The following is a 20,617-nucleotide window of genomic DNA, read 5'->3' on the forward strand; positions in this document are numbered from 1 at the left end:
CCCAGTTTTGCTCAGGAAATTACTGCCTCCGGCTCACGTTACCTTCGCTCGGGAGGTTGCGCTGGGCGAGTGGGCGGCGTGCTAGAGCACGAGCATGACGGCGCGGTACACCGAGTCCCACAGCCCAGTCACGGAGTGGGAGAGTTGGGTGATGGATTCCTGCCAGGAGGTGGGCAGCCAGTCGCTGGCCAGGTTCGTCCAGGTGAGCGTGCGCACGTCCTGGGCGCCGAGGTGGAAGTTGGTGTTGAGCTGCGAGCTGAGTGGGGTAGGTCCTGCGTAAGGGGTCATGCCGGCCATCGTAGGGCTTTTGCTTTACGACGCCTCCTTTGCGCCCCATTCCTCCACCATTGCAACCGCCCTCTCCAGCGCGTCCCCGATGTCGCGCCCCTCAACGGTGGGAAGCGCCTCGGAGCGGAACTGCGGCCCCATATTCTTGAACGGGCTCACGGGCGCGTCCGGGCTGCCGCCGCGCGCCACCGTCTCAAGCAACTCGTGTAAGCGCCGCGCGATGATCCGGTGCTGCTGGCGCGTGGTGCCCACGGGGGCGAAAGGGTTGTGCTCGCCGTAGATGTGCCCGCGGATGCGGCCCTCGCGCGGGTCCGCCACGAACACGGCCACGGGGAAGGTGCCCGGGCGCTTGACGTTCGGGCGGAACTCCACCGTGAACGCCTGGTATAGGTTGGTCAGCTCCGGCCCGAAGTCGAAGCACATGTGGCGCGCGGTGGTGAGGCTCTCCGCCTGGAACACGGGGCCGTGGACCAGGTGGAACTCCGGCCCGTCCGGCTCGAGCACCTCCACCGCGCCGTCCGGCGTGGGCTGCAGCATCTCGCGGATCTGGTCCACCACCAGCTCCAGGTCGTGCTCGTCGAACCAGTCCGGCGCCTGCTTGCCTCCCGGCTCGAGGAACATCACGTCCATTTCAAAGGTGCGGGTGTCCAGGATCAGCGTGGCCACCTTCAGCCCGCCCTCGTCCGCGTAGATGCTGTCGTAGTAGAGCTCGTAGCTCGCAAAAGTGCCGTACGGCATGATCATTCCCCCCTGGAATGTGAGTGCGTTGTGCGGGAGTTCTTACCCCCGGTGCACAACGTATGCCCGCGCGGGCCCCCGCGCGGGGCCCGAGTGCCCACCACAGTGGACGCGCCGGGGCTAGCGCCGCGGGGCGTCCTCGAGTACCAGGGCGAGGTGCAGCGTTTCCAGCTCGTGCTCGCCGGGGCCGGCGGGCAGCCCCGCGAGTTCGCGCGCCGTTGCCGGGGTGACGGGGATGAGCCAGCCCGCGTCCGGGTCCAGCACCGGCGTCGCCGCCGTGGATACCGGCACGAAGGTGACGGGCCGGTGGGAGGGGTTGGTGAGCGTAAGGGGGCGTCGACAAGCATGAAGCGCGACAAGCGCCGCGGGGGAGGTGGTGATGATGAGCAGCTTCTCGTCCGTGTCGGGGGAGAGGTTGGCGGTGCGCACCTCGAGGCGATCCACGGCCAGGCGGTCGGCCTGCCCGGGCACCTCCACCAGGTGCTCGCCGCCGCCGAACGCGGCCCGGATCTTGTCCAGAAAACCCATGGGTGGAAGCGTAGCCGCGTGGTGAGGCCGGCCGGCGGGGCGGCGCGCCTTAGAGTTGGTGGCATGGACAACGCCGCGGACATTGCCGCACCCCAGCCGGACGGCACCGCGTACCGCGCGGAGATGGTCGTGCCGTACGGCGCCGGCGACTTGATCACCGTGCCCCCGCGCGACGTGGCGCCGGACCCTTGGGTCCGCGGCAACCGCCTGAGTTGGCCCGGCTTGAAGCTGGTGTGCAAGCGCGTGCTGCTGGACTTCTCATTCGACGCGGTGACGGACCGCGCCGCCACCCTGACGTACTACACCGTGCTGTCCATGGCGCCGATGCTGCTGGCGGTGTACTCGATTGTGAGCTTGCTGGTGCCCCGCGAGGAGCTGGCGGCGGACTCTCTGATCACCGATCTGATCGAGCAGTACGTGCCGGAGGATTTGCGCGGGCAGGCGCTGGACGTGGTGATGAGCATCATCGGCACGCCGGGGAAATCCACCGTGGCCCTGGTCGTGTCGGTGTTGATCTCGCTGCTCTCCGCGTCGGCGTACGTGCGCTCCTTTTCCCGCAACGCGAACCTGATCTACGGGCGCACCGAGGGGCGGCCAATTCTTGTCACCTGGTTCACCATGTGGGCGGTCACGCTGGTGATGGTGGCCGGCGCGATCGTGATCGCGCTGGGCGCGCTGCTGACCGAATCCATTGTCACCGCCGTGCTCGGGCCCATCGCCAGGCCCCTGCAGCTGGAGGGGGCGCTGGAGTACCTCACCGGCATCTTCCTGCCGGTGTGGGCGTACGTGCGCTGGCCCGTGATCGGCCTGACGTCCATCGCGCTGATCTCGGTGCTGTACTACTTCGCGCCCAACGTTCGCCCGGGCCGCTTCCGCGTGCTCACCGTCGGCTCCTCGCTGGCGTTGGTGGTGGTCATGGCGCTGTGGACCGGCTTCGGCTGGTACCTCACCACCTTCGGCATCCGCAGCACCTACGGCGCGTTCGGGACGGTGCTGGCCGTGCTCGGCCTGCTGTGGGCGATGAACATCGTGCTGATCGAGGGCGTGAAAATAGACGCGGAAATCCTGCGCGCGAAGGAGCTGCAGGTGGGCCACGATTCCGCGCACACCATCCAGGCGCCCCCGCGCTCCAACGCCGGCGCGCGCTGGCGGGCGCAGATGCACCGGTGGACGGACCGCACGGTGGCAGAAATCCGCGGCGCGCGCAAGTAGCGTGGGGTGGCATGGCACTGATTGACCCCCGCACCAAGTACCCGTCCGAGTTCGACAAAGAGCCCCGCCAGGACAACCCCGGCCTTGAGGTGGCGATGACCACCGAGCCGGACCTCGGCGCCGCCACCTACGCCGGCTCCGGCAAGCTCGCCGGCCGCCGCGCGCTGATCACGGGCGGCGACTCCGGCATCGGCGCCGCCACCGCCATCGCGTTCGCGCGCGAGGGCGCGGACGTGGCCATTGCCTACCTCCCCGAGGAGCAGGAGGACGCGGAGCGCATCCTCGCTTTTATCGAGGACGCCGGACAGCAGGCCCTGGGCATCCCGGGCGACCTAACGGAGCTTGCCAACTGCGTCGCCGCGGTGGAGAAAACCGTGGAGGCCTTCGGCGGCATCGACATTCTGGTGAACAACGCCTCGCGCCAGGTGTGGAACGACGGGATCCTCAACGTCTCCGACGAGGACTTCGACGCCACCATGAAAACCAACATCTACTCCGCCTTCCGCGTGACCAAGGAGGCGGTCAAGCACATGGAGGCGGGCTCCTCCATCATCTTCACCACCTCCATCCAGGCCTATGACCCGTCGAAGGAGCTGTTGGACTACGCCGTGACCAAGGCCGCCTTTAACAACCTGGCCAAGGGTCTGTCCGGGGAGCTGCTGCCGTCTAAAGGCATCCGGGTCAACGCAGTCGCGCCGGGCCCCATCTGGACCGTGATCCAGCCCGCCGAAGGCCAGCCGGAGGAAGTGGTGGACAACTTCGGCCAGGGCTCCGACATGGGCCGCCCGGGACAGCCGGCCGAGCTGGCTGGGGCGTACGTCTTCCTCGCCTCCGAGGACGCCTCCTACATCTCGGGCGAGACGCTGGCCGTGACCGGCGGCGCGCTGACGCCGTAGGGCTCTACTTTTGCACGCCCCCGGCGCCGCGCCAGCACCGCCACCGCCGCGCCGATGGCCACCGGCACCGCGCCCACCACAACCAGGTAGGCGCGCTCCGCGGCGGGGTTCGCCGGGTCATAGAGCGCGGATGCCGCGCCCGCCAGCGAGGTGCCGATGGCCATGGTGAGGAAGTAAAGGGCGGAGAAGCGGGTGCGAAACGCCGCCGGGGCGTAGGCGCCGGTGGAGGACATGCCGGTCGGCCCGATCAGCAGCTCGCCCAGCGACATGCACAACACGCATCCCGCCAGGGCAACAAAAGGCGTGCTGTTCGCGCCGCCGCCGACCCACGGCAGCAGGATGAACATGCCCGCGCCGGCGAGCGCCAGGCCCGCGCCCATCACCGCGTGCTTGCGGTACGCGCGGCGCGACACCGCGGCCGCCACGGGCAGCGAGAGCAACAGGATGTAGAAGGGGTTGAGGGACTGCGTCCACGACGCCGGCACGGTGAAGCCCGCGATCTCGCGGTCCAGGCGCTGGTCCGAATACACGGCGAAGACGCCGGCGGTCTGGGCGAACAGGCCCCAGTACGCCGTGGAGCAGATGAATAGGGGGAGGTACTCGCGCACGCGCTGCCGCTCCTCGGCCGTGGTGCGCGTGGAGGTCAGCGCCTGGATGAACAGGACCGCGGCGGCCGCGACCGTGAGCACGAGCAGGATGGTCACCAGGCGCGCCGGGGTGAGCGCGCCGGTTGCGAGCCCGGCCAGCACGGCGGCCGCGGCGAGGGCGGCCGCGCCGGCAACGGCGGCGGCGTGGCGGGGGCCGCCCCCTATTCACCTTCGCCCCTCCCGCCGGGCTCCAGCCCGCGGGTCTCCCCTCGGACCGGCCCCTCACACTCCACCCTATCTACGCGTGATGAATCAGGAGATCGTCGGCAGCGTCAGATGTGGGTAGGGGCGTCGGATAGCATCTGCCCCGAGGGCGGCAACCACCCGCGGCCGCAAGGCGGCGTAGAAGAGCGCGCCGGCGACCATGAGCGCGGCGGCGGCGCCGAACCCGGCGCGGTACCCGTGGCGCTGCGCCAGCCAGCCGGTGAGCAGCGGGCCGAACAGCGCACCGACGTTGATGCCCAGGTAGAAGATCTGGAAGGCGGCGTCGCGGCGGCCGGACTCGGCGGGGTACGCCATGCCCAGCAACGTAATCGCCGCGGTTTTCAGGAAGCCCGAGCCGAGCGCGATGGCGAGCAGGCCGCAGGCGAGCCCGCCGTAGCCGCCGAGCAGCGAGAGCGCCAGGTGCCCGGCCACCAGCAGGCCGCAGCCGGTAAGTAGCGTGCGCTCGGGGCCCAGGACGCGGTCGCCCACCCAGCCGCCGGCGAAGGTGCACAGGTACAGGCTCGCGCCGTACGCGCCGACGAGCGCGGGGGCATCGGCTTCCGACATCCCCAGGTCCCGGTAGAGGTAGTAGACCAAAATCGCCTGCATGCCGTAGAAGCTGAAGCGCTCCCAGGCCTCGACCCCGGCGAGCGCCGCGACCACGCTTGAACGGTGTTCAATTCTTTTCATAGAAAGGCAGTATGCAGGATCCGGGCGGGTGCTAGGGTCGGTTTCCGCAACGAAGTTGAACGGTGTTCAAGAAGGTTCAAGGAGGCCCCGTGGATCCAAGCGAGATCGCCGCCATCGACGCGGCGCACATCTGGCACCCCTACGCCGAACCCGGCCAGTTTACGTACCCGGTCGCCTCCGCGAGCGGCGTGCGCTTGACGCTCTCTGACGGCACCGAGCTCATCGACGCCATGAGCTCCTGGTGGTCCGCCGTGCACGGGCACTCCAACCCGCGGCTGGTAGCGGCGGCGAAGGAGCAGATCGACCGCATGAGCCACGTCATGTTCGGCGGGCTCACCCACGAGCCCGCGGCGCTGCTCACCCGCCGCCTGCTCGAGCTGACCGGTGACGCGTTCAGCCAGGTCTTCTACTCGGATTCCGGCTCCGTGGCCGTGGAGGTGGCTATGAAGATGGCGCTGCAGTACGCGCGCGGCTGCGGCCACCCGGAGCGCACCCGCTTCCTCACGTGGCGCTCCGGCTACCACGGCGACACGTTCGCCACCATGAGTGTGTGCGACCCCGTCGGCGGCATGCACGCCATGTGGGGGCCGGCGCTTGCGCAGCAAATCTTCGCGCCCGCACCGCCGGTCATGGGGGCGCGGCCGAGCGAGCGCGAGGCGTACCTCGAGCAGTTCGCATTGCTTATCGACGCCTCCGTCGCCGCCGTCATCATCGAGCCCGTAGTGCAAGGGGCCGGCGGCATGCGCTTCCACGACCCGCAGCTCGTCGCCGGGGTGCGCGACCTGTGCGCCGCGGCGGGGATCCCCCTGATCGCCGACGAGATCGCCACCGGCTTCGGGCGCTCCGGGCGGCTGTTCACCACCCTGGGCAACGGGGTAGTGCCGGACATCCTGTGCGTGGGCAAGGCGCTCACCGGCGGCTTCATGAGTCTCGCCGCAACCCTGGCCACCGAGGAGATCGCGCGCGGCATGCAGCCGGCGGCGCTGATGCACGGGCCCACGTTCATGGCCAACCCGCTCGCGTGCGCGGTGGCGGCGGAATCCCTGGCCATCATCGCCGAGGGTGGCTGGGAGCGCCAGGTCAAGGGCGTCGAGGCGGAGCTCGTCCGGGGCCTCGAGCCGTTGCGCGGCGCGCCGGGGGTTGCTGACGTGCGGGTGCTCGGCGCCATCGGCGTGGTGGAGATGGCGCGCGACGTGCCCATGCGCGCCGCCACCGAGGCGGCCATGGCCGAGGGCGTGTGGATCCGGCCCTTCGGCAGGCTGATCTACACCATGCCGCCGTACATCTGCACCGCAGACGAGGTGGCGCAGATTTGCCGCGGCATCGCCGCCGCGGTGCGGGTGAGCGGGGAGGAGATCTCATGATTATCGCAGTGACCGGCACAAACACGGACGTGGGCAAGACCGTCGCCACGGCCGCCATCGCCAGCGTGCTCGCGCGCCTCGGCGTGGACGTGGTGGCGGCGAAGCCCATTCAGACCGGCGAAGCGCCGGGCCAGGGCGATGCCTCCGCCGTGGCCAAACTGGCCGGCGTGCGCACGTTCGAGCGGTGGCGTTACCCAGAGCCGCTCGCGCCGAACCTGGCGGCGCGGCGGGCGGGGATAGAGACACCGCCGTTGGCTGAGGTCGTTGCGTGGGCCCGCGGGCTCGACGCACCGGGGCGGGTGGTGCTGCTCGAGGGCGCCGGCGGGCTGCTAGTCCGGCTGGCGGATGATTACACGCTCGTCGATATCGCACAGGCCGTCGACGCCCCGCTGGTAGTTGTCACCTCGCTGGGGCTCGGAAGCCTGAACCTAGCGGAGCTGACGTGCGTGCAGGCGCGCGCGGCGGGGTTAGAGGTGCTGGGGCTGATCGGTGGCAGCATGCCGGACGATCCGGATCTGCCCACGCGCCTGAACGTAGCGGAACTGCCCGCAGTCACCGGTGCGGAATACTTTGGCCACTTGCCCGCTGGGTGCGGGCGTCTCGATCCGGAGCGGTTCGCCGAGGTCGCCTGGGACGCGATCGGGGAAGCCGTGTCCGCGCGCGTAGGCTCGCGGGCATGATTGACGCCAGCGACACCGCCCTCATTTTCGAGGGCGGAGGCACCCGTAATTCCTACACCGCCCCCGTGGTGGAAAAGCTCATCACGGAGCACGTGCAATTCGGCTGGGTCGGCGGCATTTCTGCCGGTTCAGTGCACGCGCTCAACTTCGCCTCGCGCGACACGTGGCGCTCTGAAAACGCGTTCACCGAATTCGTGGGCAACCCCAAATTCGGCGGCTGGCGCTCCGTTGTGCGGGGCAAAGGCCTGATCAACGGCGAGTGGGCATACGAGCAATCCGAGGAGGTCTTGCCGTTTGACTTCGACGCGTTCGCCCGGACCACCGAGGAGGTCCACGTCGAGGCGGTGCGCGCCGACACGGGGGAGACGGTGGCGTTTAACCGCCACAACCTGCGCACCTTGGACGATGTGGCGCTTGCCGCCCGAACATCGTCGACGCTGCCGATTCTGATGAAAATGCGCGAGATCGACGGCGTGCCCTACGTCGACGGCGCTCTGGGCACGTCGGGCGGTTTGCTTATCGACGCCGCCCGCTCCGCTGGCTACACCCGTTTCGTTGCGGTGCTCACCCGCCCGCGCGATTACGTCAAGGGCCCGCAGAAGCGCGAGCGCGCCGTTCGCCGCATCCTGCGCAGCACCCCAAAAGTCGCCGACGCCATGGTGGCCCGGCCGGGTATTTATAACGCTGCCAAGCAGTCGCTTATCCAGGAAGCAGACGCCGGCAACGCGTACCTCTTCTTCCCCGATGCGATGGGGGTCGAATCCACCGAGCTCGACGCGGAGAAGCTGCGGGCCAATTACGCGGCCGGGCAGGCGCAGGTTGAGCGCGACTGGCCCGCCATGCGCGAGTTCCTCACCCGCGACAGGCAGCGCTAATCCGCGATGAGCGGCTCGATGGTCAACTCCGGGTGCTCCTTCTCCACGAAGGCGAGCTTCCACTTATCGCCGAACAGGGCGATGAGCTCGCCGTCGGTGCGGGTGAAGATCTCCACGCCGCGCTGGCGGCCCAGCTCTGGCGCGGATTCCGCGTCGGTGCGCCGGGCCACGGTGTAGGGGATCGCCTCGGTGACGGTCTCCACGTTGTACTCCACGTCCAGGCGGGCCTGCATGACTTCGAACTGCATCGGGCCCACGGCCGCCATCACCGGGGCGGCGTCGCCGCGGGCGTCGTTGCGCAGGATCTGCACCACGCCCTCGGCGTCCAGCTGCTCTAGCCCCTTGCGGAACTGCTTGTACTTGCCCAGCGATTTCGCCCGCAGCGTGCGAAAGTGCTCGGGCGCGAACTGCGGCATGGGCGGGTACTGCACCTTGCGGCCGGCGTAGATCGTGTCGCCCGGCGCGAGCGCGCCGGCGTTGACGAGGCCGATGATGTCGCCCGGGAACGCCGTCTCCACCGTGTCGCGCGAGCGGCCGAACACCGTGAGCGCATACTTGGTGGAGAAGGTGCGGCCGGACTGGGCGTGAGTGACTTGCATGCCGCGGTCGAACTCGCCGGAGACCACGCGCATGAACGCCAGCGTGTCGCGGTGGTTGCGGTCCATGCCGGCCTGGACCTTGAACACGATGCCGGAGAACTCGTCGTCCACGCCGCGGGACGTGTCCATCGCCGTGGCGGAGACCTGAACCGCCTTCTCGTCCGCGTCGCGCCCCTCCGGCGCCGGCGCAATCGCGCACAGGGTGTCCAGGATCTGGTGCACACCGAAGTTCAGCATCGCCGAGGCGAAGATGATGGGGGAGGTGATGCACTGCTCGAAGAGTTGTTGGTCGTGCAGGGCTCCGTCTTCAAGCAACAGCTCCGCCTCTTCTACGGCGGTGTCCCACACCTCCCCCTCGCGCTCCGCGGCGGCGGCAGGGGAGAAGTGCTCCTCCGGCGCGATGGTGGAGCCACCGGCGGTGCGGGTGAAGTGGATGTACTCGTCGATCTCCCCGCCGGCGCCCACGTGTGCGAGGCCGCGGAAATCGCCCGCTTCACCCACAGGCCAGTACAGCGGGGTGGGCTGCAGGTCGATCTCGGTGACGATCTCGTCCACCAGCTCCAGCGGCTCGCGGCCCACGCGGTCCCACTTGTTAATCACGGTGACAATCGGCAGCCCGCGCGCCTTGCACACGCGGAACAACTTCAGCGTCTGCGGCTCGAGGCCCTTCGCGGCGTCAATGAGCATCACGGCCGCGTCCACGGCGGAGAGCACGCGGTAGGTGTCCTCGGAGAAGTCCGCGTGGCCCGGGGTGTCCACCAGGTTGATCACGTAGGGCTCGCCCTCGTGGCCCTCGGGAGCGTACTCGAACTGCAGGGCGGAGGAGGCGATGGAGATGCCGCGGTCCTTCTCCATATCCATCCAGTCCGACACCGTGGACTTGCGGCTGCCCTTGCCGTGCACCGCGCCGGCCTCCGAGATCACGTGCGCGTGCAGCGCCAACGCCTCGGTGAGCGTGGACTTACCGGCGTCCGGGTGGGCGATGACGGCGAAGGTGCGGCGGCGGGCGGCCTCGGCGGTGGTGCTCATGGCGGTTTAGCGTAGTTGTTACAGGTGGAGGTGGGAAAATGCGCCGAGTTCGGAGCCACCGGCTCGGGCGATTGCGTGTGACCGGGCGGGCTTAGTCGGGCCTAGGTTGGTGGGGCCAATTCGAAGTCCGGTCCCTTTCACCGCGCCGGTTGCGGGGACCACAGCCCCCGGGACGGTGGCGTGCAGTTCGACGAGCGCGGCTTGGACGAGTGCCACAGCTTTCGCCGCGTCTTCATCGGATTTGGTGGTGAACGCCTGAAGCACAACCTCGTGGGGGAGGAGCGCGTCGTGCTCGCTGACGATTCCTTCGGGCATGCGCACCCACGCGAATCCTCCGCATTGCACGGGGAAGCGCTGAGGCGGCGGTACCAAGCGCCCGGTCGGCTCGGTGTCGAGCGGGGCCTGCCGACCGAAGCCCAGCACTACATCGTCCACGTACTCGATGACCTCCGCCGGAATCTCAGCTACCCGGAAGAAGAGGTAATGCCCGTGGAGCGGATTAATGACGCCGAGCTCGGCGAACTGCTCGAAGCGCTGCCTGGGCACTGTTCCCTCGGAATTGCTGGAGTGCAAACCCATCCTCCAGTACATGAGCAGCTGCAGTTGCCACCGTGCTTCAAACCCGGGTTGTAGCGAGCACTTCAGATCGATCAGGTGTTTGGCGGTAGCGAAATCAAATTCGCCCATCGCAATGCTTCGTGGTGTGTGTGCCACGAGCTCGGTATGCGCATCCGTGACCGGAAGGCCGCGCGCCCGAAGGAGCCGGAGTGTAACCCAGGTGGTGGCGTTGATGAAGCTTGCGTGGTACTCGCCGAGAGACCTCGCCCATTCCACCTGCTCGTGATCAACGCCGCCTCGGCGGTGTTGCTCCAGCGCGGCGACCTCGGCGATGAGACGGACCGACTCCTCTGTGAGGAAGAAGTCTTTGCGCTCGAAATAGACTCACTTCTTTGCGATGGCCGGCGCCCGCGTGCTCATCGCGGATTCAAGTTCCCGGCGGTCACGGCTGGGAATTGCCAGTTCCGCAGGAAGGTCGTCGAGGAACGACAGGTACGGGGCTATGCCAAGCGGTGCGCCGCCGTTGGCCCCGGGACGGCACAGCTCCAGCCGGGTGGCAAGCTCGATTGTCTGCCCCGCCCACCGCAACGGCCACCCGCGAAACTCGTTGACCTGATCCTTGGAAAGCAACGGGGCCGGCAGCTCGGAGCAATGAAACGGGATAGTGCGGAGGAGCCGGTTGCACTCCTCGTTCTCCTCCAATTGTCGAATCCGGTTGCTCACCGAAACGCGGGGTTTCGCCATCATGCAGTACCAATCCTTCGGACGTGCGATGTTCGCCGCAGGGGCGATGCACCAATGTAGAACAGTTTCACGGCCTCTGCGCCGCGTGCGGGTTTCCGGGCTGGGGGAGCGCGAGTTGCCCGCATCGCTACGCTTGGGTGGCATGGCAACAAATCCCAAGAAAATCGGCATCATCCTCGGATCCGTCCGCGAGGGCCGCGCAGGCGAGCAGATCGCTAGCTGGGTGCTCCAGCGCGCGGAGGCCCGTGGCACCCACGACTACCAGCTGCTGGACCTCGCGGAGTTCGACGTCCCCCACCTCGTCGCCGTCACCCCGCCCGGCGCGGCCCAGAAGCAGTACGCGGACGAGGCCGTGACCCGCTGGTCGCAGGCGGTGGACGCGTGCGACGGCTTCATCTTTGTCACGCCCGAGTACAACCACTCGGTACCCGGCACCATGAAGAACGCCTTCGACTCGCTCGGCCCGGAGTGGATGCGCAAGCCCGTCGCGTTCGTCGGCTACGGCTTCGATTCCGCGATCCGCGCCGTGGAGCACTGGCGCGTGATCGTGGCCAACTTCTCCATGTTCGATGTGCGCAATCAGGTCGCGCTTTCGCTTGTCGACGACTTGGAGGACAACGCCTTCAACCCCCGCGAGCAGAAGTCGAAGGACCTCGACCGCGTGCTGGGTGACTTGGAGGGCGAACTGGCGTAGGCGCCCACGCGGTGCCTACTCGGCTCCTACTTGGCGTGGACCACATTCTGCGCCCGCGCCACCCCGCCCGCAACAATGAGGCGCACGGCCTCGGCAGCCAGCTCGATCTGGCCGTCGAGGTCCGGGTTCTCCCCGGAAACGTCGGCAAGCACCCAGTCCGGCACGGCCGTGCCCTTCGGCGGGCGCCCGATGCCGACGCGCACCCGTGGGTAGTCCCTAGTGCCCAGGTGCTGGGTGACCGACTTCAGCCCGTTGTGCCCGTTCTCGTTCCCGCCCAGCTTTACGCGCACCGTGCCGGCGGGTAAGTCCAGCTCGTCGTGGACGACAATGACCCGCTCCGGTGCAAGCCCCAACGAGCGCGCAGCAGGCGCGACCGCCTCGCCCGAGGTATTCATGAACGTGCCCGGCTTCAAAAGGCGCGCCCCGTCGACACCGCCCGTGCGCTCCAGCTCGTCGAGCACCAGGTATCCCACGTTGTGGCGATTGCCCGCGTACTTCGCGCCCGGGTTGCCCAGGCCGACCACGAGCCACTGCGCGGGCTCGGCGGGCCCGGCGGGTTCGGCGCGGCGAAAGAGACCATTGAGGAGAGCAAACACGCCCATAATGTACCCGTGAATATTGCAGATCTGCCCCGCGTTGTCGCCGCGCCGATGGCCGGCGGCCCGTCTACCCCCGCCCTGGTCAACGCAGTCGGCTTCGGCTTCCTCGCGCTCGGCACGTGCACACCCGCGCAGGCGCGGGAGTGGCTGGCCCAATGCGAGGCCCCGTTCGGCGCCAACCTGTTCATGCCGCAGGCCGAGCAGCTTCGCGAGGAGGCGTCGGCGGTGGCGGCGCGGCTCGGCGCGGACGTCCCCCAGGTTGACCTGAGCTGGGGCTTCGGCGAGAAGTTCGCCGCCGTTATCGAGGCGGCGCCCGCGATCGTGTCGTCCACGTTCGGATGCTTCACCGCCGAGCAGATCGGCCTGCTCCACGCCGCGGGCTCGCAGGCCTGGTGCACCGTGGCCGGTGAGCGCGATGCCCGGGAGGCCGCGCGCCGGGGCGTCGACGGCCTGGTGGTGCAGGGCCCGCTCGCGGGCGGGCACCGCGGCACGTGGACGGTGGCGGAGGAGCCGGGCGCGGAAGCCCTCGACGAGCTCCTGGAGCGGGTGGTCCCGCTCGGGCTGCCGATCATCGCCGCCGGCGGGGCGCGCAGCGCCGGCGACGTGGCGCGGCTGCTCGGCCGCGGCGCGCAAAGCGTGGCGTGCGGCACCGCCTTCCTGCTTGCGGAGGAGGCCGGGACGTCCGAAGCCAACCGTGAGCTGCTTCGCTCGGGCCGCGCATCGGTTCTCAGCCGCGCCTTCTCCGGGCGCTGGGCGCGCGGGCTGGAGACGGAGTTCACCCGCGCGCACCCGGACCTGCCGCCGGTATACCCGTACCTGCGGCCGCTCACGCAGGAAAACGAGTACTGCCTAGTAGGTGCGGAACGCGGCGACTTGGCGGCGGCGCCGGCTGCGGCTATCGAGGCGTCGCTAACGCCGGCGCCAACACCGGAGATACAACAAGTATGAAGACGCGCAAAACTATCCTCGCAGCAGCTCGCGCTCTCCGGCCGCGGTCCGGCCGGGTTCGCGGCCCGACACGCCTGACGTGCCTCACGCGCGCGCTACCCAGCGACAGCCGCGATGATGGCGTCGGCGGCGTCCGCGGCGGCGATGGAGAGGTCCACCTGCTCCCTGGAGGAAAAGGGCTTGAGCACGTAGTCAGCGGGCGCCATGCGCCCGGGCGGGCGGCCGATGCCCACGGCAACCTTGTTGTACGCGGCCCCGCCGAGGGACTTCGTCACCGACTTCAGCCCGTTGTGCCCGTGGTCTCCGCCTCCCGCGCGCAGCTTCACCTCGCCCGGTTGCAGGTCCAGCTCGTCGTGCACCACGTACAGGTCCGCTGGTGACACCCCGAAGTAGTCCGCTAGCGCCTTGACCGGCCCTCCAGAGAGGTTCATAAACGCGCGGGTGCGCGCCAGCACCACCTGGCGCCCGGGGACGAGGCGGCCCGCCGCCAACTCCGCCACCTCGGTGTTCGTGCGCTTGTGGTGGCTCAGCTGCGCCGGGACGGGCGTGGCGCGGCCGAGCAGCTCCCCCACCACGGCCACGCCCGCGTTGTGGCGGGTGGCCTCGTACTGGGGGCCGGGGTTGCCCAGGCCGACAACCAGGACGGGGGATGCTGAATTCACGGTGTTCACGGAGTTCACGGGATCTGGACGCTACCAGATACCGGGCGCGGAAAACGGCCGGGGGAGCGCCTCCCACCGGCCGTCGACAAGCGAAATGCTCTTACTCGCTTGCGCCCTCGTCGCCCTCGCCACCGTCGGCGATCTCGACGGTCTCGTTGGCGTCTGCGCCAGCGTCGGCGCCACCCTCCTCGGCCTCAGCTGCGGCGGCCTCGAGCTCCTCGTCAACCTGCTCGAAGGTGACGTTGACAACCAGCAGCTCCGGATCGGAGACGAGCTCCGCACCGGCCGGCAGCTGCAGGTCGGACGCGTAGATCACGTCGCCGATCTCCTTGCCCTCGATGGACACGGCGATCTCGTCCGGGATGTTCAGGGCGTCGATCTCGATCTCCACCACGTCGGCCTCCTGCAGCACCACGGCGTCGTCCGCGGCCTCGCCCTCGGTGACAACCGGGACCTCGACGGTGACCTTCTCGCCGCGCTTCACGCCGAGCAGGTCGATGTGGTCGATCTCGAGGGTGAGCACGTTCTGGTCCACGTGCTTGACCATGCTGAGCAGCTTCTCGCCGTCAACCTCGAGCTCCAGGATGGCGTTGGTGCCGTTGTTGCGCACCAGCGCGGTCATCTCGATGCGGTCCACGGCGAAGTGGACGTTGTCCACGCCGGCCTCGTACAGCACGCCGGGGATCTTGCCATCGCGGCGCAGGCGGCGGGCGGAACCCTTGCCAAACTCTTCGCGCTTCTCAGCCTGCACAACGGGCGGGGTAATAGCCATAGCTAGCTCCTTCTGGGTTGAAGGGCCGCGGGGCGATAGGAAACGCCCGCGACCACTGAACGGGTGTGCTCGTCGAGTGATCGCGGGCTTGGCGCGCGCGTGCGCGCAAAGTCGCTGTATCGAATCGCGCCGATAACGGCCCATGCGCGGGCCCTCGCCGAGACCGCTCAAGGGTAGCAAGTGGCCCACCCACAGGCCAAACCCGGGGCGGGCGGGCTGTCCACTCAAGTGCTCGCCGGGCCCTAGCCGGGCCCGCGGACGCGCCTTTAACGTGTGGGGCGAACCTGTCAAACTTCATACCAAGTGGGGGAAAGTTGCAAAACGTGCGAATCGATGTCGATGCGGTGCAGCGCGCCGTGGACCAGCTCAAGGCCATCCACGGCGGGCTCGGCGCCGGGTTCGGGCCCGCGGGTGGGCTCGCGGCGTTCACCGCGGCGTCCGGCTACCGCGATGCGGGGCGCGGGATGGGGCGCGTGTCCGGACACTACGCGCCGGAGGCGGTGCGTGTGTTCGCGAGCCACGTGATGGACACCGCGGTGACCGCCGAGGTCAATCTCAAGAATGCATTGCTTGCCGACGGCACCTGGGCCCGCGCCCTGACCAGCATCCAGCGCCCAGCCGCTGGCGGTGTGCGCGGCGGGCTGGGGAACTACGTGCCGAACACGCGCGCCGTGAACGCGCGGGCGACGGACTTCGCGCCCCACAGCCCGGTCGTGGGCTACGACCCGGCGCTGCTGCCGCTGAACAACAAGCTGGCTGCCTCCAACTTCGCCGCGCCCGCCGTGGAAGCCGCGTACTGGGAGGGTGTGGCCGCGCAGATCACGGCCGCGGTGCACGAGCTCTTCGGTCCGCGTCAGGCGCTGGCCACCTCCGCCGAGACCGACTGGGTGCGCCGGGGCGACCAGCGGATCAGCCGGGTGCAGCGCGCGGGCGCAGTCTTCGCGGCGAACGCCCACCGCATGGCGGCGCACTCGGGCGCGCTCGGCAGCGCGATCGGCAGCGAGGCGGTGATGGCGGCCGCGGCATCGGCCACGTACCTGGCCATCGTGCACCCGGTGGCGCGCAAAACCTTCGAGCAGGCGTACCTGGCGGCCTACCCGCCGCGCGCGGCCGCGGGGCTGTCGGCCACCGTCCCGGCCTTTACCAAGCTCCTGCCGGACCTGGACCGCATCTCCGGCGACCCGTTCTCCATCGACGAGCTGTCCGCGCCGACGTCCCCGTCCTTCGAGGCCTCGCCGCTGCCCACCGTGGTGCGCGAGGCGCTCGAGGCGCACGGGCACAAGGACCTAGCGCACGCGTCGACGCCGGCGGACGTGATTGGCCAGTACGGCCAGCCCAACCCTGACGTGCTGCAGGCGATCGCGGCGGGCGCCACCCCCACGCAGGCGGCCGCCGTGGCCGCGCCGCACATGCCGCCGACGCTTCACCCGGGCACCACGCCGGCAGGTGGGGCCTTGCCACTGCAGAGCGCGGCGGCGCGCCTCGCGCCGGCGCTAGGCAACGTGGGCGCGACGACGCTGCTCGGGGTCCCGGCTGGGCGGACGGCGCCCGCGGGTTCGAAGTTGGCGGCACTACCCGCCGCGCCAGCCGGCCAGGGTGCCGGCGCCGCTCCCGCGGCGGCCGGGGCGCCGACCGGGGCCGGCCGCCATAGGGCCGCGAACCAGGGGGGGCAGTCCGCGCGCGGCGCGGGCGCCGGGACCGGCGCTGGCTTCGGCGCAGACCACGCGGGGGCGCGGGCGGGGGTGCCCGCTGGAAGTGCCGGGAGCGGGGCCGGCGCCGGGAGCGGGGCCGACGCCACCGGCGGCCGGCACGCGGCCGCCCCTGGTGCCGCCGTGCGCGCGGCGGGGTTGGACGCCACCCGTCCGGTGCAGGCGGCCTCTCTGGCACCCGGCGGGTTCGGCGGCATGGGCATCCCGGCGGCGAAGGGTCGCCAGGGTGGTGCCGCGCCGGTCCCGGCGGGCGGCCTCGGCGGCGGGGCAGTGGCTGGGCTTCCCGCCGGGTTCGGCGGGCTTGGGGGAGTAAGTAGCGCGGGTGGGCCGGGCGGCGCGGCCGGTGCCGGCGGGTTGGCGGGCGCGGCCGGTGCCGGCGGGTTGGCGGGCGCGGCCGGGTTCGCCGGGTCTGCGGGGACTGTGGGCACGGGTTCGGTTGCGTCGCCCCACGCCGCGCCCGGCGGCGCCGGGCAGTCGCGTGCCATGGCCATGGGCGGTGCGCCTATGGCCGGGGGCGGTGCCGGCCGCGGGGGCGAGCGCAAGGGCGGCCGCAAGGTGAAGGCGGTGACCAGCGCGGTCGAGCGGGAGGGCAACCTCCAGGCGCTACTCGGAGACGCCCCGCTCGTGCTCCCGCCTGTGATCGGCGACGAGGTGCGCAGCCGCGGCTAGCGGGCGCCGGCGGAGACGGCTTCCCAGGCAGCCAGGAACGCGGCAGACTCCGCTTCGTTGGTGACGGTGACGCGGATGCCCTCGGGGAACGCGCGAACCAGCACACCCTCGGCGGCGATCCGCTCGGCCAGCGCGGCGGGCGCCTCGTCCACCCGTTCGGCGGGGATCCAGATGAAGTTTGCTTGCGAGGCCGGCACGCCGTACGCGGCCAGCCGCTCGGCGACCAACTCGCGCTGCGCAACGGTCCCGTCGACGCGGCGGCGCAGCTCTTCGCCCGCCGCCAACGAGGCCGTGGCCGCGACCTGCGCGATCGAGCTCACGGAAAACGGCACCGCCACCTTGTTCAGCGCTTCGATGATCGGTTCGGGGCCGAAGGCGTAGCCGATGCGCGCGCCCGCCAGCCCGTACGCCTTGGAGAACGTGCGCAGGCCCACCACGTTCGGGTACTTCAGTATCTCCTCCGTTGCCACCGGGGTGTCGGCGGCGCGGTTGTACTCGAAGTAAGCCTCGTCCAGGGCAACCAGCACGCCGGGCGGTACCTCGTGCATGAACTCGGCGAACTCGCCGGTGGTGATCGTAGTGCCCGTTGGGTTGTTCGGGTTGCAGACGAAGATGAGCTTCGTGCGCTCGGTGACGGCCGCGGCCATCGCCGGCAGGTCGAGGCCGTGCTCGCTTGTCAACGCAACCGGCACGGGCGTCGCCCCAGCCACCCGCGTGAAGATCGGGTAGGCCTCGAAGCTGCGCCACGGGAACACCACCTCGTCGCGAGGCTGGGTAGCGAGCACCACCAGCTGCTGGCACAGGGCGGACGAGCCCGTGCCCACGGCGACCTGCTCCACCGCCACGCCGAGGTGGGTGGCGAGCGCCCGGCGAATGCCTAAGGCGCCCATGTCGGGGTAGCGGTTGATGCCCGCCACCGCGCGCACCATCGCCTCCTCGACCGCGGGCAGCGGCCCCTCGGCGAGCTCGTTGGACGACAGCTTCACCGCCAGCTCGTTGCGCGCACCCGGCACGTACGCCGGCAGGTCCGCCAAATCAGGTCGAATCATGCGGGTTCTGCGCCGCGGCCTAGGCCTGGCCCTCGAAGAGGGTGGTCACCGAGCCGTTCTCGAAGATCTCGCGAATGGTCTTTGCCAGCAGCGGGGCGATCGAGAGCACGGTGAGGTTGTTCCAGCCCTCGGTGTCCTGCGGCAGGGTGTCGGTGGTGATGACCTCCTCGGCGCCGCACTCGTTGAGGCGTTCGCGGGCGGGGTCGGAGAACACGCCGTGGGTGCACGCGATGACCACCGAGTTCGCGCCGGCCTCCTTCAGCACGCCGACCGCGCCCGAGATGGTGCCGCCGGTGTCGATCATATCGTCGAGCAGGATGCAGTCCTTGCCCTCGACCTCGCCGACCACGCGGTTGGACACGACCTTGTTCGCCGCGTCAATGTCGCGGGTCTTGTGCACGAAGGCCATCGGGGCATCCCCCAGCATGTTGGCCCACTTCTCGGCCGTCTTCACGCGGCCGGCGTCGGGGGACACCACGCAGAGGTTGTCCAGCGGGTACTTGGACTTGATGTAATCCACCAGGATCGGCATGGCGTGCATGTGGTCGACCGGGCCGTCGAAGAAGCCCTGGATCTGGTCGGTGTGCAGGTCCACGGACACAATGCGGTCCGCGCCGGCGGCGGTGAGCAAGTCCGCGATCAGGCGGGCGGAAATCGGCTCGCGCCCGCGGTGCTTCTTGTCCTGGCGCGCGTACGGGTAGAAGGGAAGGATCGCGGTGATGCGCTTGGCGGAGCCGCGCTTGAGCGCGTCGATCATGATGAGCTGCTCCACCAGCCACTTGTTCAGCGGCTGGGTGTGGGACTGCATGACAAAGCAGTCCGCGCCGCGCACCGATTCCTCGAAGCGGATGAAGATCTCGCCGTTCGCAAAATCGCGCGCGGTGGTGGGAACCAGCTCGATGCCCAGTTCCTTGGCCACCGCCTCAGCCAGTTCGGGGTGTGCGCGGCCCGAAAATACCTTCAGGTCCTTGTGGCTTTCCGTGGAGTAACCAGTCATGTTGTTCCCTTAACCCTGTTCGCGTGCTTTGCGTGCGGCTTCCGCCGCCTCGGTGCCCGGGCGGTGTTCTTCCACCCAGCCTTCGATGTTTCGCTGGCGACCTTCCTTCACGGCAAGCGCGCCGGGCGGCACATCCTTGGTCAACACTGTACCCGCGCCCGTGTAGGCCCCGTCGCCGACAGTCACCGGAGCCACGAACATCGTGTCGGAGCCGGTGCGGCAGTAGTTGCCGATGGTGGTGTGGTGTTTGTTCACGCCGTCGTAGTTCGCAAACACCGAGGAGGCGCCGATGTTGGACTCGACGCCCACCGTTGCGTCGCCGATGTAGGTCAGGTGCGGCACCTTAGAGCCCTCGCCGATCTTGGCGTTCTTTGACTCCACGAAGCCGCCGAGCTTGCCGCGCGCGCCGAGCTCGGTGCCCGGGCGGATGTAGGTGAAGGGGCCGACGCTGGCGTCCTCGCCGATCACGCCGAGCTCGCCCTGGGTGCGGACCACCTTCGCGCGGGCGCCGATCTCCATGTCGTTCAGCGTGGTGTCGGGGCCGATCTCCGCGCCGTCGCCGATCACGGTGGAGCCCCACAGCTGGGTGTTGGGGTGGATGACCACGTCGCGGCCGATCTCCACCTCCACGCCGATCCAGGTGGTGGCCGGGTCGATCACGGTCGCGCCGGCGCGCATGGCCTGCTCCACCAGGCGGCGGTTGAGCTCTTTGCCGGCCGCGGCGAGCTGCACCCGATCGTTCACGCCGGCCAGCTCGCGCGGGTCGGGGGCGGTGAACGCGGCCACCTTCTTGCCGTCGCCGCGAGCGATGCCCAGCACGTCGGTGATGTAGAGCTCGCCCTGGGCGTTGTCGGTGTTGATGCGGGTCAGCGCGTCGCGCAGCACCGCGCCGTCGAAAGCGAAGACCCCGGAGTTGACCTCGCGCACGCGGCGCTGCTCGTCGGAGGCGTCCTTCTCCTCCACGATCTCGGTCACGGCTCCGTCTGCGTCGCGGATGATGCGCCCGTAGCCGGTGGGGTTATCAAACTCGAGGCTGAGCACGGTCACCGCCGCCCCCTGCGACTCGTGCGCGTCAACCAGCGCGCCGATGGTCTCGGAGCGCAGAAGCGGCACGTCGCCGTTGGTCACCACCACGGTGCCGTTGAAATCCGGGATGGCGGACAGCGCCACCTGTACCGCATGGCCGGTGCCGTTCTGCTCCTCCTGCACCGCCTGACGGATCTCCACGCCGAGCTGCGCCGCGATGGTGTCCACCGCCGGCGCGACCTGCTCGCGCTGGTGGCCAACCACGGCCACAAGGTAGTTCGGGTGGACCCCGGCCGCCGCGTGCAGCGAGTGGGAGAGCATGCTGCGCCCGCCGATTTCGTGCAGCGTTTTCTGGCGGTCGGATTTCATGCGGGTGCCGGCGCCGGCCGCGAGCACGACTACGGCGCGTTCAAGGTGGTTGGCCACGCGAATTCTCCTTG

Annotated in this window: 22 protein-coding genes; 8 read left to right on the forward strand and 14 right to left on the reverse strand. The window is 69.6% G+C overall.

Features of this window, described 5'->3' with window-relative positions:
* Nucleotides 1-81: 81 nt before the first annotated feature.
* From BN4252_RS10535 to BN4252_RS10545, 3 genes are all read right to left on the reverse strand, one after another.
* Nucleotides 82-288, reverse strand: a complete 207-nt coding sequence (locus BN4252_RS10535; protein ID WP_143341202.1) for a hypothetical protein — start codon at nucleotides 286-288, stop codon at nucleotides 82-84.
* A gap of 24 nt (nucleotides 289-312) precedes the next feature.
* Nucleotides 313-1,026 carry a hypothetical protein gene (locus tag BN4252_RS10540; RefSeq protein ID WP_143341203.1) on the reverse strand — a complete coding sequence of 238 codons (714 nt, stop codon included), beginning with the start codon at nucleotides 1,024-1,026 and terminating at the stop codon, nucleotides 313-315.
* A gap of 120 nt (nucleotides 1,027-1,146) precedes the next feature.
* On the reverse strand, nucleotides 1,147-1,554 hold the full coding sequence (locus BN4252_RS10545) for a hypothetical protein (protein WP_066530550.1): 408 nt from the start codon (nucleotides 1,552-1,554) through the stop codon (nucleotides 1,147-1,149).
* Between the two features lie 63 nt (nucleotides 1,555-1,617).
* On the opposite strand from BN4252_RS10545, the gene BN4252_RS10550 reads away from it, so the two are divergent.
* Nucleotides 1,618-2,766, forward strand: coding sequence for a YihY/virulence factor BrkB family protein (locus BN4252_RS10550; RefSeq protein WP_066530552.1), 1,149 nt, complete (start codon nucleotides 1,618-1,620; stop codon nucleotides 2,764-2,766).
* Nucleotides 2,767-2,777: 11 nt separating this feature from the next.
* Nucleotides 2,778-3,662 carry an SDR family oxidoreductase gene (locus tag BN4252_RS10555; RefSeq protein ID WP_066530553.1) on the forward strand — a complete coding sequence of 295 codons (885 nt, stop codon included), beginning with the start codon at nucleotides 2,778-2,780 and terminating at the stop codon, nucleotides 3,660-3,662.
* Here the strand turns inward: BN4252_RS10555 and BN4252_RS10560 are convergent.
* Together BN4252_RS10560 and BN4252_RS10565 are read right to left on the reverse strand one after the other, a co-directional pair.
* On the reverse strand, nucleotides 3,611-4,411 hold the full coding sequence (locus BN4252_RS10560) for a POT-type proton-dependent oligopeptide transporter (protein WP_230208637.1): 801 nt from the start codon (nucleotides 4,409-4,411) through the stop codon (nucleotides 3,611-3,613). The two genes, BN4252_RS10555 and BN4252_RS10560, sit on opposite strands and share 52 nt — an antisense overlap.
* 150 nt (nucleotides 4,412-4,561) lie before the next feature.
* Nucleotides 4,562-5,203: an oligopeptide:H+ symporter gene (locus BN4252_RS10565; RefSeq protein WP_078056905.1), complete on the reverse strand. Its 642-nt coding sequence runs from the start codon at nucleotides 5,201-5,203 to the stop codon at nucleotides 4,562-4,564.
* A gap of 89 nt (nucleotides 5,204-5,292) precedes the next feature.
* On the opposite strand from BN4252_RS10565, the gene BN4252_RS10570 reads away from it, so the two are divergent.
* Genes BN4252_RS10570 through BN4252_RS10580 form a run of 3 tightly spaced genes read left to right on the forward strand, consistent with a single transcriptional unit; the run spans nucleotide 5,293 to nucleotide 8,122 of the window.
* Nucleotides 5,293-6,567 (forward strand): adenosylmethionine--8-amino-7-oxononanoate transaminase, encoded by a 1,275-nt coding sequence (locus BN4252_RS10570; protein WP_066530555.1) that lies wholly within the window; start codon nucleotides 5,293-5,295, stop codon nucleotides 6,565-6,567.
* Nucleotides 6,564-7,247 carry a dethiobiotin synthase gene (gene bioD, locus BN4252_RS10575; RefSeq protein ID WP_066530558.1) on the forward strand — a complete coding sequence of 228 codons (684 nt, stop codon included), beginning with the start codon at nucleotides 6,564-6,566 and terminating at the stop codon, nucleotides 7,245-7,247. The genes BN4252_RS10570 and bioD overlap by 4 nt, the downstream gene beginning before the upstream one ends.
* On the forward strand, nucleotides 7,244-8,122 hold the full coding sequence (locus BN4252_RS10580) for a patatin-like phospholipase family protein (protein ID WP_066530562.1): 879 nt from the start codon (nucleotides 7,244-7,246) through the stop codon (nucleotides 8,120-8,122). The genes bioD and BN4252_RS10580 overlap by 4 nt, the downstream gene beginning before the upstream one ends.
* Here the strand turns inward: BN4252_RS10580 and BN4252_RS10585 are convergent.
* The 3 genes from BN4252_RS10585 to BN4252_RS10595 form a co-directional block, all read right to left on the reverse strand.
* On the reverse strand, nucleotides 8,119-9,750 hold the full coding sequence (locus BN4252_RS10585) for a peptide chain release factor 3 (RefSeq protein ID WP_066530564.1): 1,632 nt from the start codon (nucleotides 9,748-9,750) through the stop codon (nucleotides 8,119-8,121). The genes BN4252_RS10580 and BN4252_RS10585 overlap by 4 nt on opposite strands.
* A gap of 18 nt (nucleotides 9,751-9,768) precedes the next feature.
* A complete protein-coding gene (locus BN4252_RS10590; RefSeq protein WP_143341204.1) occupies nucleotides 9,769-10,437 on the reverse strand; it encodes a hypothetical protein in 669 nt (222 codons plus the stop codon).
* A gap of 255 nt (nucleotides 10,438-10,692) precedes the next feature.
* The gene (locus tag BN4252_RS10595; RefSeq protein ID WP_066530569.1) at nucleotides 10,693-11,055 is read right to left on the reverse strand and encodes a hypothetical protein; all 363 of its coding nucleotides are present in this window, start codon (nucleotides 11,053-11,055) and stop codon (nucleotides 10,693-10,695) included.
* A 139-nt stretch (nucleotides 11,056-11,194) separates the two neighbouring features.
* On the opposite strand from BN4252_RS10595, the gene BN4252_RS10600 reads away from it, so the two are divergent.
* Nucleotides 11,195-11,746, forward strand: a complete 552-nt coding sequence (locus tag BN4252_RS10600) for an NADPH-dependent FMN reductase (RefSeq protein WP_066530573.1) — start codon at nucleotides 11,195-11,197, stop codon at nucleotides 11,744-11,746.
* A 26-nt stretch (nucleotides 11,747-11,772) separates the two neighbouring features.
* Here the strand turns inward: BN4252_RS10600 and pth (BN4252_RS10605) are convergent, their stop codons facing one another.
* A complete protein-coding gene (gene pth / locus BN4252_RS10605) occupies nucleotides 11,773-12,348 on the reverse strand; it encodes an aminoacyl-tRNA hydrolase (protein ID WP_066530576.1) in 576 nt (191 codons plus the stop codon).
* A 9-nt stretch (nucleotides 12,349-12,357) separates the two neighbouring features.
* Here pth (BN4252_RS10605) and BN4252_RS10610 point away from each other — a divergent pair, with 9 nt between their 5' ends.
* A complete protein-coding gene (locus BN4252_RS10610) occupies nucleotides 12,358-13,293 on the forward strand; it encodes an NAD(P)H-dependent flavin oxidoreductase (RefSeq protein ID WP_096877804.1) in 936 nt (311 codons plus the stop codon).
* A gap of 95 nt (nucleotides 13,294-13,388) precedes the next feature.
* On the opposite strand, the gene pth (BN4252_RS10615) is transcribed toward BN4252_RS10610, so the two are convergent.
* Nucleotides 13,389-13,964 (reverse strand): aminoacyl-tRNA hydrolase, encoded by a 576-nt coding sequence (gene pth / locus BN4252_RS10615; RefSeq protein WP_230208653.1) that lies wholly within the window; start codon nucleotides 13,962-13,964, stop codon nucleotides 13,389-13,391.
* Between the two features lie 91 nt (nucleotides 13,965-14,055).
* Complete coding sequence (locus BN4252_RS10620) at nucleotides 14,056-14,727, reverse strand: 50S ribosomal protein L25/general stress protein Ctc (protein ID WP_066530581.1); 672 nt, start codon at nucleotides 14,725-14,727, stop codon at nucleotides 14,056-14,058.
* Nucleotides 14,728-15,050: 323 nt separating this feature from the next.
* Here BN4252_RS10620 and BN4252_RS10625 point away from each other — a divergent pair, with 323 nt between their 5' ends.
* The gene (locus BN4252_RS10625; RefSeq protein ID WP_066530584.1) at nucleotides 15,051-17,105 is read left to right on the forward strand and encodes a hypothetical protein; all 2,055 of its coding nucleotides are present in this window, start codon (nucleotides 15,051-15,053) and stop codon (nucleotides 17,103-17,105) included.
* Here BN4252_RS10625 and BN4252_RS10630 read toward each other — a convergent pair.
* Genes BN4252_RS10630 through glmU form a run of 3 tightly spaced genes read right to left on the reverse strand, consistent with a single transcriptional unit; the run spans nucleotide 17,102 to nucleotide 20,603 of the window.
* Nucleotides 17,102-18,154, reverse strand: coding sequence for a histidinol-phosphate transaminase (locus tag BN4252_RS10630; protein ID WP_066530588.1), 1,053 nt, complete (start codon nucleotides 18,152-18,154; stop codon nucleotides 17,102-17,104). The genes BN4252_RS10625 and BN4252_RS10630 overlap by 4 nt on opposite strands.
* A 19-nt stretch (nucleotides 18,155-18,173) precedes the next feature.
* A complete protein-coding gene (locus tag BN4252_RS10635) occupies nucleotides 18,174-19,151 on the reverse strand; it encodes a ribose-phosphate diphosphokinase (protein WP_066530589.1) in 978 nt (325 codons plus the stop codon).
* 9 nt (nucleotides 19,152-19,160) lie between these two features.
* Nucleotides 19,161-20,603 (reverse strand): bifunctional UDP-N-acetylglucosamine diphosphorylase/glucosamine-1-phosphate N-acetyltransferase GlmU, encoded by a 1,443-nt coding sequence (gene glmU / locus BN4252_RS10640; protein WP_078056906.1) that lies wholly within the window; start codon nucleotides 20,601-20,603, stop codon nucleotides 19,161-19,163.
* Between the last annotated feature and the right edge of the window lie 14 nt (nucleotides 20,604-20,617).

The organism is Corynebacterium bouchesdurhonense (genome assembly GCF_900078305.2).
GTDB classification, from domain to species: Bacteria; Actinomycetota; Actinomycetes; order Mycobacteriales; family Mycobacteriaceae; genus Corynebacterium; species Corynebacterium bouchesdurhonense.